Source organism: Methylobacterium sp. 001424705 (assembly GCF_059816145.1).
On record NZ_JCBANU010000002.1, the window covers coordinates 72465 to 87231 of the forward strand.

Genomic DNA, 14767 nt, shown 5'->3' on the forward strand with positions numbered 1-14767 from the left:
CTCAGGCGACGCCTGAGCGGAGCAGATCGTGGTAGTGCACGAGCCCGACCGGGCGATCGTCCTCGACGACGATCAGCGCCGTGATCTTCATCGATTCCTGAATTTCCAGGGCCTTCGCGAGCAACGTTTCGGGGGCGACCGTCCGTGGCTTGCCGCTCATCAGCGCCTCCACCGCGAGGCTATCGAGATCGGTGCGGAAGACGTTGCGGCGCAGATCGCCGTCCGTGAGGATCCCCGCGAGGCGTCCCTCGGCGTCCACCACGACCACCGAGCCGAACCCCTTCGCATCGATCTCGGCGATGGCCGCGCGCATAGGCGTCCCGCGTGGGACCACCGGCAGCTGGGATCCGGTATGCATCACCTCGCGAACCTGACGCAGCGACGCGCCGAGGCGACCGCCCGGGTGATAGATGCTGAATTCCCGCGCGGAGAAGCCGCGTGCTTCGAGGAGCGCAATGGAGAGCGCATCGCCGAGGGCGAGCTGCATCGCCGTGGACGTCGTCGGGGCCAAGCCATTCGGACAGGCCTCGCGCGCCTTTGGGAGGGTCAGGCAGATGTCGGCTTCGCGGCCCAGGGTCGATGAACTGTTGGATGTGATGGCGATCAGGCCGACGCGGTAGCGACGGGCATAACCGATGATGTCGGCCAGCTCCGTCGTCTCGCCCGACCAGGATAGCGCCACCACGACGTCTTCGGGCTGTATCATGCCCAGATCGCCGTGGCTGGCCTCGGCGGGGTGAACGTACAGGGCGGGCGTCCCGGTCGAGGCCAGCGTCGCAGCGATCTTGCGACCGATATGGCCCGATTTGCCCATGCCCGTGAGGATGGCGCGTCCCTTGGCGCGGGCGATGCGCGACACCGCATCGGTGAACGCCGCGCCGAGCCCATTGCCGATGGACTCCATCAAGCAGGCGAGCCCGTCGCGTTCGGTCTCGATCGTCCGCAGGGCGGAGGCGACCGCCGGCGAGAGCGTCGAATCCGCGGGGATCGAGGCGGGGCGCAAGGCCTGGGCGCTGTCTGCTGGAGCCATACTGGCCCGTATCCTTCTCGTGAGATCGCGTGCGCGTGCGGCGCCACGGTCGTCCGCCTATGGACAGCGATTGTGGTCGGATGGCGACCCCTTGGCTTTGGCCGATGTGTCCCGCTCCGCGTTGACGCCCCATTAACCGTGCCGGTTGTAGGCCTGTTAACCATGAGGTCGGGGCGTCTTCCCTTGAAAGGCGGTCTGGCGTCGTCCGTCTCGCGCATCCGCAGGCGGTCCAGGTCTCGAAGCGCCGTCTTCGGCGTCAAGGTCAGCGGAAAGACGTCGATCCGTGACATGCGCAGGGCCGATCGCAGGATGGCAGAGCCAAGGTCTTCGTGGCTTTGCCCTGATCGCTGCCCTCACGCTTCCGTCCCTTGCCTGGGCTCAGGCGCTTCCCTCCGGTGCGCCCGATAGTACCTTCGGAGCGCCGGCCGTGGGCGACGTCCTGCCGCTGGGCGCGGGCCTGCGGGGCAGTGCCGTCTCGGGCAGCGGGGTTCTGAACAGCAACGGCTCTGCGACCGGCGGAGAGACGTCAGGCAGCGGAGGACTGGCCACCCGTGCGCTGGCCGGAAGCCGATCCGGCAGCGCCCTCGCCTCCGGCGGGACGAATGGGCCCAACAATCGCGGACTGACGAATCTCCTGCGGCTCAGGGCGATCCCGCCGCGCCGCTTCGGGAGCGCGACGGTCCGGCCGGTCCGATCGATCACGCAAGTGCCGCCTTACGATCTGCGTCTCACGCCGGTGGTGCGCAGTGCCGTGAGCGGCGTTCCGTTGCCGACGGTGCTGCCGCTCGCGGGTGTCCAGACGCCGGGCTTCTTTCTCTCGACGGCCCTTCGGCGGCCGATCACCATCGACGAGGCCTACGCGCCGCTCGGGATCAAGGTCGGCACCTTCACGATCCTGCCTGCGATCCAGCAGAGCATCGGCTATGACACCAACCCCGACCAGATCACGAATCGGCTGGCCAAGCCGTCGCTGGCGCTGCGGACCGATGGCGAATTGAGCTTCCGGAGCGACTGGTCGTCGAGCGAGCTCACCGGCGACCTGCGGGGGGGCTACGTCGATTATCCGGACAATCAGGGGGCCAGCCGGCCGAACGGAGCCGGCGTGACGCGGCTGCGGATCGACGCGAACCGCGACACGCGGATCGAGGTCGAAGGCCGATTTCTCCTGGAAACACAACGCACTGGCACGCCGGACCTGGCGGCCGCGACGGCGACCCGGCCGCTGATCGCGAGCTATGGCACGACGGTCGGCGTCTCCGAGCGCTTCAACCGGGTCCAGGTTTCGCTGCGGGGGTTGCTCGACCGCTCGGAGTTCGAGGATGCGCAGCTCTCGGATGGCACCATCCTGCGCCAGAGCGATCGCAACCTGAACCAGTATGGCCTGCAACTTCGGGCCGGATACGAGATCTCGCCCGTCATCACGCCCTTCGTCGATGTCCTGGCTGACACGCGCGTCTACGATCTGCGCGTCGACTCCTCGGGAATACGGCGCGATTCCGATGGCATCACGCTCTCGGGCGGCGCATCCTTTGCCCTGACCCGCTTCGTCACCGGGGAAATCTCGGCGGGACTTCAGCACCGCAGCTATGTCGACCCGGCCCTGCGCGATCTGACGGCGCCCGTCATCACCGCGGCGCTGATCTGGAGCGCGAGTCCGCTCACCACGGTCCGCCTGAATGGAGCGACGGGCATCGTCGAGACGTCGGTGCCTGGTTCGAGCGGTGTCCTGACACAAACCGCGACGCTGGAAGTCCAGCACGATCTCCTGCGCAATCTCTCGCTGACCGGCGGCATCAGCTACCTGTCGAACGACTATGACCGGGTGAACATCACCGAGCGCGGATTCTCGGCGACGGCGCGGATCGACTATCGCTTCAACCGCTGGCTGGCGATGCGCGGGAGCTACATCTACCAGCGCCTCGACAGCACCTCGTCCGGTTCGAGCTTCCACGCGAACACGTTCCTGCTCGGCCTGCGCGTCAATCCGTGACGCGCGGACCCGCTTTTTCGTCGCGGTATACCAAGAGGGTCGTGTCGAGGTCGCGCGGGTTTCAGCGCACCATCGCCAGCGACGCGCCGGATTTCGACAGCGCGCCGTCGAGGGCCCCGCCACCCTGACGCAGCCGGGCCGCGACGGTGCCGCCGGGCTGGTAGAGGTAGACCTCGCCGTCGCGGTAATCCCAGGCGGTGACCTTGGAGAGGTCCTTGTTCGGGCAGCCGGAGGCGCTGGCCTTGTAGAGGTCCAGGGCCGGAGCGCTCGACAGGGAGACCTTGCAGCTCGCGCCGGTGGCGTCCTTGGCATTCCAGGTGCCGACGACGGACGAGCGGCCGCCCGCCACGACCGGCGGCGGAGCCGGGGCGACGGGGGGCGCCTCCGGGGCGATCACCGGGGTCGAGGGGGCGACGGCCACGGTGGCGCCCACCGGGGGCGGCAGGTCCGCCGGGGCGGCGGTGGCGCCCGGCGGCGGGGCCAGCGGCTCCGAGGTGACCGGGCCGGACGGCATGGCGGGGACGACCGGCTCCAGGGCCGCCTGGGGGCCGGGGGCGATCCGGCCGCGCGTGGGACCCTCGAGGCGCTGGGAGGCACAGGCGCCGAGGCTGGCGGCGAGCGCGAGGACGGCGGCTGTCGACAGGAGCGAACGCGGCATCGATGTCATGTTCCGAGCAGGTGCGGGTGGGGAGCCCGGGGGCTCTTCGTTTCGGCCTGCGTCACCGGCAATTGCGCTGGCGGCAAGGCGCCGGGCGCGGGCGGTAAGGGATTTGCCGGGACCGCTCGATCTTTCGCGGCGGGTGTGGCGTTCGTGCCTCAGGGGATGGGGCCGACCCCCGGCTCCGTCGCGCCGGCCTGCCGCGTGGGCATTCGCCGGCGTTCCGCCAGGACGAGGGGCCGAGCGGGATCCGACCCCGGCGCGAGGATCGACGAATCGCGCTTGGTCTCGCATTCCGGACGAAAGTGTGGCGACACAGGATCGGCAGTCTTGCGACGGAGGTTCGGCAGATTCCGCGAATAAAGGCGCGCCGGATACAAGCATGTGTCCAGTTTCGGCACAATCCCGCCTCAGAAACGCCGAGTCGACCGGGTCGGATAGCCCCGTGACGGACGACGCAAGTCGCGCGCCCGTCATCCGCGCCCTGGGGCCGGACCGAAGGCCCGGCACGTGCGCCGGCCCATGCAGGAGATGGAGCCGACCATGGCGGAAGCTGCCGAGCGTTCCATGTCGACCCGACCCGGTCGCGCCGCCCGAGGCCTGGGCCTCGCGGCCCTCCTCCTCGGCGGCGGTATCGCGGGTTTCGTCGCCTGGTCCCGTCCGCCGGCCGCGATCCCGACCCTCGCCGCCGTCACGCCGGTGGACCCGCCGGCAGCGGCCCCGGTCGGTGCCGACAGGTCTGCCGACTCCGCCGCCGCGACGTCCGCCGACCCGGCGCCCGAAGTCCCGGCGCCCGTGGCACCCGAAGTCCCTGCGCCCGCGGGCGTCGCCGAAGCCACGACAGCAACCCCCGAGGCCGCGCCCGAGACCGCGCCCACGGCTATGGCGGAGCCGGCCACGGCCCAGCCGCCCCTCGTGGCGCGGTGGGTGCCGCTGCCGGTGCCGCGGCCCCCGGAATTTCGCGCCGGGCGCCTCTCCGCACGGTCGACCCGCGCGGCGCCCGCCCGGACCGCCAGCGCGGCGCCGCCCCCGGAGGACACCCGCTCCTTCATCGAGAAGCTCTTCGGCGTCGAGAGTTCCGAGCCGCCGCGGCTCGCCTACGCGGCCCTGGAGACCAAACCCGTCGACGACGTCTTCCGGCGCGCCCTCAGCGCCGTGCCGACCAGCCCGACCGGCGGCGTCGCGGTCTACGATATCCGCGCCAAGGTCGTGACCCTCCCGAACGGGGAGAAGCTCGAGGCGCATTCGGGGCTGGGCGAGAGCATGGACAATCCCGGCCACACGCATGTGCGGATGAGGGGGCCGACCCCCCTCGGCACCTACGACATCCGCGAGCGCGAGCAGCCGTTCCACGGCGTCCGCGCCCTGCGTCTCAGCCCCGTCGGAGGCCCGGAGGCCATCCACGGCCGGGTCGGCCTCCTCGCGCACACCTACATGCTGGGTGCGAGCGGCGCTTCGAACGGCTGCGTCTCGTTCCGCGACTACGACAAGTTCCTGCAGGCGTACCTGCGCGGCGAGGTCCAGCGCCTCGTCGTGGTCGCGGGCGGCTAGGGGCCTCACGGCCACTCGTCACGGGGCTGCGGTCCGGGATCGCGTCGGGCGCATCGGCGCCCTCGAGATCCCTTCGCGGAGGCCGTGCGTCGCGGTCCCGGCTGAGACCGCGTGGAAAGATCTGTCCCAGGACTCATCTGCATTCGGCGCGTTTCGCGTGCTGTTCGCGTGTCTTCGCGCGTCGGCCGGCGCGCCCGCCCTCGATGGGGTCCAGGGTCTCGTCGGTGTTCGGGATCGGTACGACACGCCGACGACGCTCGGCGGGACGTCTGCGCGTCGCCGCGGCGTCATGGCTGGGAAGGGGCTTCGCCGTGCGCGCAACGACACCATGACGAAGACTTGCGCATTACTGTCGCGTCAATACTGTAAAATATACAACAAATGCTGCTTTCGGGATGGTGTTGGCCGATGAATTCCTGATAAGGCGATTGATGGATTGGTCGAATGAACCGGGCAGAGGCTGAGGATGCGGCGGCGTACATTCGTGGCGGGTCTCGCCGGGTTCATCGGGTCCCGGCCCGCGTCGGCGCAGATGCGGCACGACATGGGCACGATGGCGGGCCAGGGTGCACTTCGCGCCCCGACGCCGGCGGCGCCCGTCCTGCCCCAGGGGCAACCGCTGCGCGACCTGCCGCGCCTGCCGAACCAGTCCACCGTTCCCGGCCGCTTTAGCGCGACGATCACGGCCGGCCCGGGCGTCGTGCGCTACGCGGAGGGTCTCGAGACGCCGGTGCTGCTCTACAACGGCGTCCAGCCCGTGATCGAGGCGACGGAGGGCGACCGGATCGCGATCCGGTTCCGGAACGGCGTTCCGGGACAGCCCTCCACGATCCACTGGCACGGGATGCCGGTCCCGTCCGATCAGGACGGCAACCCGATGAACCCGGTCGCGCCGGGGGACGAGCGCGTCTACGCCTTCGATCTCCCCGAGGGCAGCGCGGCGACCTACTGGTTTCACCCGCACCCGCACGGCTTCACTGCCGAGCAGGTCTATCGCGGCTTGGCGGGCCTGTTCCTCGTCAAGCCGAAGGTCGATCCCATTCCGGCCGCCTACGGCGACACCGTCCTGATGCTCACCGATCTGCGGATCGCCGCCGATGGAACGATGCCCCGGAGCACCATGGCCGACGCCATGAACGGACGCGTCGGCGACCATGTGCTGGTCAACGGGCAGAAGAACCCGGTCCTGTCCGTAGCGCCGGGGGAGAAGCGCCGCATCCGCCTCGTCAACGCGACGAATGCCCGGTTCCTGCGCCTCGGCTTCGAGGGCGCGCGCATGCTCCTCGTCGGCACCGATGGCGGCTTGGTGGAGACGCCGGTTCCGGTCGACGCCGTGCTGATCACGCCGGGCGAGCGCGTGGAACTCATCGTCACCTTCGACCGGCCCGGGGAGGCCCGGCTGACGACGCGCCCCTATGCGCGGGGCTGGATGGGGCCGGGTGAGCCGAAGGAGGCCGGCCTCGTCCTGCTGACGGCCCGGGTGTCGGGCCAGCCGGCCGCCGCCTCCCCGCCCCTGCCGCCGGTCTTGAACCGGATCGCACCGCTCGGCGAGCCGGTCGTCTCCCGGCGCTTCGTCTTCACGGAAGCCATGACGCAGGGCAGCGGCCGGGATGGCTCGAAGGGCATGGCCGGTATGGGAGGCATGGCGGGCATGGGAGGCATGGCGGGTATGGACGGCATGGCGGGTATGGACCGGGGCGCGACGGCGCCGCCCGGACCCGCATCGGCCGCGCCGTCCGGCGGCATGGCGATGCGATTCCTGATCAACGGCCGGAGATTCGACCTGGGCCGCATCGACGAGGTCTCGAAGGTCGGCCAGGTCGAATCCTGGAGCATCGTCAACGAGTCGGACATGGACCATCCGTTCCACGTCCACGGGACCCAGTTCCAGATCGTGGACATCGCGAAGGGCGGCGCGGTCCGGACGCCGGAATTCCGGTCCTGGAAGGACACCGTCAACGTGGCGGCCGGCGAGACGGTCCGCATCCGCCTGCGCCAGGACATGGCGGGGCCGCGCATGTACCACTGCCACATCCTCGAACACGAGGATCTCGGCATGATGGGAACGCTCGACGTCCGGGCCTGAGCCGGGCCGGATGCCGGCGCGGCTGCGGGACGGACCGTCGCGCAGCCGGCGCCGGGCCGAGGTCAGGCGGCCCGGATGGCGTCGAGGAAGGTCTCGACCTCGCGCTGGACGGCCACGGCCTGGGTCGAGAGTTCCCCGGCCGCCATCATCACCTGCTGGGCGGCGCTGCCGGTCTCGCCGGCCGAGGCCAGCACCCGGGCCACGTTCGCCGAGACGTCCTCCGTCCCGTGGGCGGCCTCGATGGCGTTGCGCGAGATTTCTCCGGTTGCCGCCGTCTGCTCGATCACGGTCGCGGCGATCGTTTCCGTGATGCTGTTGACCGACCCGATGGTCTGGCCGATCTGGCGGATCGCGGTGACGGCCTGGGCGGTGGCCTGCTGGATCGCCGCGATGTGTCCGCCGATCTCGTTCGTGGCGCGCGCCGTCTGGCCGGCCAGTTCCTTGACCTCCGTGGCGACGACGGCGAAGCCGCGTCCGGCCTCCCCGGCCCGCGCCGCCTCGATGGTGGCGTTCAGGGCCAGCAGGTTGGTCTGGCCCGCGATGCCGGAGATCATCGTCACGGCTTCGCCGATCTGCTCGGCGGCGGCCGACAGGCTGGCCATGGCCACGTCGGTCGCCTGGGCCTCCCGCGTCGCCGCGGCCGCGACCGTGTTCGACTGCTTCACCTGACGCTCGATCTCGCGCAGGGAGGCCACCATCTCCTCCGCCGCCGAGGCGACCGTCTGCACGTTCGCGGAGGTCTGCTCGGCGGCCGCACTGGAGGCCTGGGCCTGATGACTCGTCGCGTCGGCCACGCCCGTCATGGAGCGGGCGGTGGCGTCGAGTTCGGTGGAGGCCGCGGTGACGACCCCCACGGCGGCGCCGATCGTCCGTTCGAACCCCTTGACCAACTCGTCGACGCGGTCGGCGCGGCGCTGACGGGCGGAGCGCTCCGAGACCTGCTGGGCCTCGAGTTCGATGCGGGCGATGGCGTTCCGGCGGAAGACGTCGACGGCCTTGGCCATCGCGCCCATCTCGTCCGTGGCGTCCTGCGACGGCACGACGACCGCCGTTTCCCCGGCGGCCAGACGGGTCATGGCCTCGGTCATCCCGGCGATCGGGCGGATCAGGCTGCGGGCGATCAGGACGGCCATGCCGCCGCCCAGGATCAGCGCCAGGGCGATCAGGCCCTGCTGCAGGCGCTCGCCGAAGGCGACGGTCGCCTCGGTGGTCGCGGCGACGGCCTTCATCCGCCCCTCGGTGACGGCGCGGGATTGGACCCCGGCGGCCGCGATGGCGGCGACCTTCGTCTTGATGCCGTCGAAATCGCGGCGGCTGTCCTCCATGGCCTTGGCGGCCTCCTGGAAGGCGCCGATATAGCTGGCGAACGCAGCCTCGCCGCGGGTGATCGCCGCGGCGGACGCCGGGTCGGGATCGAGGGCCCGCAGCGCCCTGCCGGCGGCTACGGCCGTCTGGGCGTAGTCCGCGAAGATCGTCGGACCCTTGGGGTCCAGGGTCGTCAGGAAACGCCAGGCGGACATCCGCGTCAGCAGGACCGCGCTGTCGTAGGTCTGGGCCTGGATGAGGTGCGACACGCTGCCGTTGGCCCGGATCTCCTGGAGGATGGCCTGGTTCAGGCGGGTCAGGCCGTTGCCCTCGTCGAACAGGCGGGTGCGGGCCTCGGCCAGGGCGGCGCCGCTGGCTCCCAGGCGGACGACGTCCTGCTCCAGGTCCCGGCCCCCGTCGGGCAATTGGGCGTAGACCTTCCGACGCTCGTCGGAGGCCGTGTTCCGCGTCACCCGGTCGCCGATCTCGACGATGCTCCGGCGGGTCTGATCGAGGTCGACCAGGGTCTCCGGCTTGGCCGTGGCGCTGTATGCGAAGGATTGGGCGATGAGCCGGTCGGTCAGGCCCGTGATCGTGTAGATGTCGCGGGTGTTCGTCTCGATCCGGTTGCGGTTCTCGTACTGGCCGGACAGTTCGGCGAACTGGTAATGCGATGCGATGCCCAGGCCGGCGATGAGGAGCATCAGCGTGCCGAAACCGGCATACAGGCGGGTCCGAATACCGAACTTCATTGCAGTGTCTCGCTGAGTAGGATTACGTCGCGAGCCCTTTTATAGGCTAGATCCAACAATATTCCGTTAAAAGATCAGTATAGAAGTCTCTCTGAGTAAGGTGCATTGCTTGCGGGGTCCGCCTGACCTTCGGGATGGTCCCGCGCGGCCGGACCCTACGGAGCGATGCCGTCGATGGCGAGGCGCAGGTGCTTCGGGCCGCGCAGGGCCGAGCCCGGCCGGTAGGGCGGGGGGTCGACGGTCAGGCGCGGGTTCTTCAGGCGGCGGGCGAGGGCCACCAGGGCGGCCTCGACCTCGAAGCGGGCGAGCGGCGCGCCGACGCAGTAGTGCAGGCTGCCCCCGAAGCCGAGATGGCAGTTGTCGGCCCGGTCGGGATCGAAGCGGTCGGGCTCGGCATAGACCTCGGGGTCCCGGTTGCCGGAGGCGAGCAGCAGGACGAGGGGGGCCCCCTCCGGGATGGTGACGCCGTTCTGCGTGATCGGGCACAGGGTCTTGCGGGTGCGGAACTGGACCGGGGGCTCGTAGCGCAGCAGCTCCTCCACGACGCGGGGGGCGCGGGACGGGTCCTCGCGCAGGCGCCGCAGCTCCTCCGGGTGGCGGAGCAGGGTCAGCATGCCGTTGGTGATGAGGTTCACCGTGGTCTCGTGGCCGGCCACCAGCATCAGGATCGCGGTGGCGATGAGGTCGAAGTCGCTCATGCGCCCGTGGCCGTCGACGGGCGCGGTGGCCAGACCCGACAGCATGTCGTCCTGCGGGTCCTTGCGCTTCTGCGCGATCAGGCCCTGCATGTATTCGGAGATGGCATCGAAGGTGCGGCTGTTCTCGGCGCGCAGGTCGTCGTCCTGCAGGGTGTCGGGTTCGAGGGCGGTGGCGAGCTGCGTCGCCCAGCCGTGGAACTGCGCCTCGTCCGCCGGCGGGATGCCCAGGAGTTCGCAGATCACCGTCACGGGGAGCGGATAGGCGAGGTCGTCGACGATATCGATGGCCGTCGCGTCCCCGAGCCTGTCGAGGATCTCGTCCACGAGGACGTGGGAGCGCGCCCGCAAGGCCTGGACCCGCTGCGGCGTGAACTGCTGCATCACGGCGGCGCGCAGGGCGTCGTGGTCTGGCGGATCGCGGAAGATGAAGGGCCGGTGGGTGTCGGTGATGTGGTCGCGCACCGGCTTCACCAGCCAGTCCTTGAGCGGGTTGCCGGTCTTGGGCCGGTCGGCCGGTGGCAGGGTCTCGGAGCTCACCCGCGGGTCGTGCAGCAAGCTCGCGATCGCCGCGTGGGAGGCGGCCACGTAGGTGCCGTCCGCCTGGCGCGAAACCGGGCATTCCCGCAGGCGGGCGAAGAGCGGGTACGGGTCCGGCCGGGCGGCCTCGTCCTTGATCTGCGCGAACAGGGTGTGGTCGCTCATGCCGCGTCCTTCTCGGAAGATGTGGGCTCGGCGGGTTCGGGGAAGGCCGGCGGCAGCACCGCGAACGGGCCGGCATCGACGCCGCCGGTCTCGGGCGGGAACGGCGCCCCCGCGGCGATGTGCTCGGCATAGGTTGGGAGCCAGCGGGCGCAGTCGAAGGCCACGGCGGCGATGCAGCGGCCCTCCCGGCCGTAGACCGCCACGAACCGGCCCTCCTTCAGGCTGCCCCGGGCCACGACGAAGCCGTCGGCGCCCGTGGTCAGGCCCACCGACTTGAGGGTGATGCCGCCCTGGCTCGACCAGAAGGCGGGCACCTCGGCGTAGGGCTCCGGCGCGAGGCCGGCCAGGAGCCGGCCCGCATGCCGGCCCTGCGCGACGGCGTGGCCCCAGTGCTCCAGGGCGATGCGGTGGCCCGGATAGAGGGGATGGGGAAACCGCGCGACGTCGCCGGCCGCCGCGATCCGGGTATCGGGCCGTCCGGATTCATCGAGGACGTAACCCTGCGCGTCGCAGTCGATCCCGCCGTCGTCGCAGGCGAGGCCCGAGCCGGCGAGCCAGCCCGTGTTGCGCACGGCGCCGAGGGCCACCACCACCACGTCGGCCGGGAGGATCGTGCCGTCGGCGAGGCGGACCCGCGCCACGCGGCCGGCGCCGTCATCCTCCAGGGCCGCCACCTTGACGTTGCTGCGGATGGTGGTGCCGAGGCTGGCATGCAGGGCCTCCACCACGGAGCCGAGATGCTGCCCGAGCACCTTGGCGAGGAGAGTCGGCCCGGTCTCCACCAGGGTAACGGTCAGACCGAGGGCCCGGCACGAGGCCGCCACCTCGCAGCCGATGAAGCCGCCGCCGATGACGACCACGTGGGCCGGGCCGGCGGCGAGGTCGCGCCGCAGGGCCTCGGCCTCGTCGCGGCCCCGCAGGGTATGCACGCCCGCGAGCCCTGCTTCCGCGGCGTTCGGCCAGCCACGCGCGGAGGCCCCGGTGGCGATGAGCAGCCGGTCGTAGGGCACCGCCTCGCCGCTCGCCAGCGTCACGGTCCGTCGGGTGCGGTCGAGGCCGGTGGCCGGGTCGCCGAAGCGCCAGTCGGCCTCGAGCGCCACGAGGTTCGGCAACGTCGTGGCGTCGGCCGCGACCTCCCCGGTGAGCACCGCCTTCGAGAGCGGCGGCCGGTCGTAGGGGCGGTGCGGCTCGGCCCCGATCATGGTCAGGGGGCCGCAGAAGCCCGCCTGCCGCAGGCTCTCGGCGCCGCGCAGGCCGGCCAGGGAGGCCCCGACCACCACGATCCGCGTCTCGGCGTCGCTCATCGCGGGTCGGCCCCGGCATCCTCGACGCGGATGGCCTGCACCGGACAGGCGATCCGCGCGCGCTCGATGTCGTCGCGGGCGGTGGCCGAGGGGGCCGGGTCGTAGTGGAGGGCCTCGCGGCCCTTCAGGACGAAGTGGTGGGGGGCCGCGTAGCAGCACTGGGCGTAGGCCTGGCAGAGGTTCAGGTCGACGGTGACCCGCAGGCCCCCGGCGGCCCGGCGCCCGTCGGCGCTCGGCCGGTCGTGGTGGTTCAAGTCGGACATGCTTGCGCAATCTACCCGACCCGCTCACGGTTCCGCGACGCACCACGTGCCACGGGGACGCGGCCCGGCGCACGGACGGACGCCGCCTCGGGACCGGCAGCCGGTGATGCGCCCCGGCCACAGGGGAGCGGGAAGAGGGTCCGCGCCCCGTCAGGCACTTGTCATACAATAACATCCCCATCATGAAACATTATAACGTTGAGTGATGGGGTGAGCGGGTGCGTCGATCGCGGATGGTGTGGGCCGGCGCGGCCCTGGCGGGGGCCGGCCTCGGGGCGAATGCCGGCGCGGCGCAGCAGGCCCAGGCGACCCTGGACGAACTCAGCGTCACCTCGCCGAGCCCGATCCAGCCCGTCCGCGGAGCGGGCGGCGCCGCGGGCGACGCCGGCGCGTCGTTCCCGGTGGGCGTGCTCCCGGTGGTGACCAGCACCTACTCGCCCGTCACCGTGGTGACGCAGCAGCAGATCGCCCGCGAGCAGCCGCGCACCCTCGGGGACGCCCTGTTCGACCGCCCCGGCATCTCCTCCTCGACCTACGCGCCCGGCGCCGCCAGCCGGCCCATCATCCGTGGCCTCGACAACGCCCGGGTGCGCATCCAGGAAAACGGCGTCATCAACAACGGCGTTTCGGACCTCGGCGAGGACCACACCGTTCCGGTGAACCCTCTCGTCAGCGACCGGATCGAGGTGATCCGCGGGCCGGCGACCCTCCGCTACGGCTCCGGGGCGATCGGCGGCGTCGTCTCGGCCGAGAACAACCGGGTCCCGACCTTCATCCCGGCGAACGGGGTGTCCGGTCAGGTCACGACCGGATTCTCCAGCGTCGACAACGGGCGGCTCGGCGCCGCGACGGTGGATGCCGGCAAGGACGGTATCGCGGTCCATGCCGACGGCTTCCGCAGCGCCACGGACAGCTACGCCATTCCGGGCGGGATCCAGCGCAACTCGGCCACCGAATCCCAGGGCGGCTCCGTCGGCATCTCGGCCATCGGCGACCGCGGCTTCGTGGGCATCTCCTTCAGCCACTACGACGCGCTCTACCAGATCCCCGGCGGGGAGGCGGCCGAGAGCCGGACCCGCCTCGACCCGCGCCAGGATCGGGTCGTCGCCCGGGGCGAGTACCGCCCGCTGGACGGCCCCCTGGAGGTGATCCGGTTCTGGGCCGGCGGCTCGGTCTACCGGCACGACGAGCGCGGCATCGGCGAGACCGGGATCGACGGCATCCAGGCCACCTTCAAGAGCCGGGAGGCCGAGGGGCGCATCGAGGCCCAGCACGTGCCGGTCTTCACCGCCCTAGGGACGCTGACGGGCGCCCTCGGCGTGCAGAGCGGACGCCGGGTGCTCAACACGCAGGGGGAGAGCTTCCTGCCGCCGACGGAGTCGCGCTCGAACGCGGTCTACCTCTTCGAGCAGCTCGACGTGGGCCACGGCCTGCGTTTCCAGGCGGCCGGGCGCATCGAGGGCACGCGCTCGGCGAGCACGGCGGTGCAGTTCCCGAGCGACTACCTGCCGGTCGAGGGGCAAGATCCCCAGGCGTTCGGCCTCAAGCGCCGCTTCGCGCCCAAGAGCGCCAGCTTCGGCGCCCTCCAGGACCTGCCCTACGGCTTCGTGGCCAGCGTGAACGGCTCCTACGTGGAGCGGGCGCCCACGGCCTACGAGCTGTTCTCGCAGGGACCGCACGACGCGACCGAGACCTTCGAGATCGGCGATCCCCGCCTGAAGCTCGAGCGTGCCCGCACGGTGGAGATGAGTCTCCGCCGGGCGCAGGGGCCGCTGCGCCTCGACGCGACGGGCTACTACACCCGCTACACCGGCTTCATCTACAAGCGCGACACGGGCAACCGCTGCGGCGACGACTTCGCCTCCTGCGGCAGCGGGGACGAACTTCGGCAGATCGTCTACGCACAGCAGAACGCCACCTTCTACGGTGCGGAGATCGCCGCGCAGCTCGACCTGATCCCGGTGGGCAACGGCTGGGCCGGCCTCGAGGCGCAGTACGACTTCGTCCGGGCGCAGTTCGACGACGGCTCCTACGTGCCACGCATTCCACCCCATCGCCTGGGCGGCGGCGTGTTCCTGGCAACCGAGGGCTGGTTCGCCCGGGTGAACCTGCTGCACGCCTTCGACCACGTGGAGATCGCGCCGTTCGAGACGGTCACGCCCGGCTGGAACGACCTGCGCGCCGAGGTGAGCTACACCAAGGCCGTCGATCCGGCACTCTACGGCGCGAGCGAAGTCACCCTCGGGCTGCAGGGGCGCAACCTCCTCGACGACGACATCCGCAACTCGGCCTCGTTCAAGAAGGACGAGATCCTGCTGCCGGGCCGCAACGTCCGCCTCTTCCTGACGGCACGCTTCTGAGCCGCGGCGCTTCCGCGTCGCGCCGTGACAATAAAAGCCGACGCGGGGGCCCAACCGTGCTACACGGA

The 14767-nt window shown here is 71.1% G+C and carries 10 protein-coding genes; 4 read left to right on the forward strand and 6 right to left on the reverse strand.

Annotated elements, in window-relative coordinates; all coding sequences use genetic code 11:
• Position 1 precedes the first annotated feature (1 nt).
• On the reverse strand, positions 2–1030 hold the full coding sequence (locus AC6EUL_RS02555) for a KpsF/GutQ family sugar-phosphate isomerase (protein WP_499868692.1): 1029 nt from the start codon (positions 1028–1030) through the stop codon (positions 2–4).
• 706 nt (positions 1031–1736) lie between these two features.
• Between AC6EUL_RS02555 and AC6EUL_RS02560 the strand changes: the two genes are divergently transcribed.
• Positions 1737–3020, forward strand: a complete 1284-nt coding sequence (locus AC6EUL_RS02560; protein WP_499868694.1) for an outer membrane beta-barrel protein — start codon at positions 1737–1739, stop codon at positions 3018–3020.
• Between the two features lie 61 nt (positions 3021–3081).
• Here the strand turns inward: AC6EUL_RS02560 and AC6EUL_RS02565 are convergent, their stop codons facing one another.
• The gene (locus tag AC6EUL_RS02565; RefSeq protein ID WP_056211151.1) at positions 3082–3678 is read right to left on the reverse strand and encodes an AprI/Inh family metalloprotease inhibitor; all 597 of its coding nucleotides are present in this window, start codon (positions 3676–3678) and stop codon (positions 3082–3084) included.
• Between the two features lie 543 nt (positions 3679–4221).
• Between AC6EUL_RS02565 and AC6EUL_RS02570 the strand changes: the two genes are divergently transcribed.
• Complete coding sequence (locus AC6EUL_RS02570; protein WP_499868696.1) at positions 4222–5229, forward strand: DUF2778 domain-containing protein; 1008 nt, start codon at positions 4222–4224, stop codon at positions 5227–5229.
• A 466-nt stretch (positions 5230–5695) separates the two neighbouring features.
• The gene (locus tag AC6EUL_RS02575) at positions 5696–7315 is read left to right on the forward strand and encodes a multicopper oxidase family protein (protein WP_499868698.1); all 1620 of its coding nucleotides are present in this window, start codon (positions 5696–5698) and stop codon (positions 7313–7315) included.
• 62 nt (positions 7316–7377) lie between these two features.
• On the opposite strand, the gene AC6EUL_RS02580 is transcribed toward AC6EUL_RS02575, so the two are convergent.
• From AC6EUL_RS02580 to AC6EUL_RS02595, 4 genes are all read right to left on the reverse strand, one after another.
• A complete protein-coding gene (locus AC6EUL_RS02580) occupies positions 7378–9372 on the reverse strand; it encodes a methyl-accepting chemotaxis protein (RefSeq protein ID WP_499868700.1) in 1995 nt (664 codons plus the stop codon).
• Positions 9373–9527: 155 nt separating this feature from the next.
• A complete protein-coding gene (locus tag AC6EUL_RS02585) occupies positions 9528–10772 on the reverse strand; it encodes a cytochrome P450 (RefSeq protein ID WP_499868702.1) in 1245 nt (414 codons plus the stop codon).
• Positions 10769–12076 (reverse strand): NAD(P)/FAD-dependent oxidoreductase, encoded by a 1308-nt coding sequence (locus tag AC6EUL_RS02590; protein WP_499868703.1) that lies wholly within the window; start codon positions 12074–12076, stop codon positions 10769–10771. Before AC6EUL_RS02590 ends, AC6EUL_RS02585 begins: the two co-directional genes overlap by 4 nt.
• Entirely contained in the window at positions 12073–12339 is a 267-nt protein-coding gene (locus AC6EUL_RS02595; RefSeq protein ID WP_499868704.1) for a ferredoxin, read from the reverse strand. The genes AC6EUL_RS02590 and AC6EUL_RS02595 overlap by 4 nt, the downstream gene beginning before the upstream one ends.
• A gap of 233 nt (positions 12340–12572) precedes the next feature.
• Here AC6EUL_RS02595 and AC6EUL_RS02600 point away from each other — a divergent pair, with 233 nt between their 5' ends.
• Positions 12573–14699: a TonB-dependent receptor gene (locus tag AC6EUL_RS02600; RefSeq protein ID WP_499868706.1), complete on the forward strand. Its 2127-nt coding sequence runs from the start codon at positions 12573–12575 to the stop codon at positions 14697–14699.
• The last annotated feature ends 68 nt before the right edge of the window (positions 14700–14767 follow it).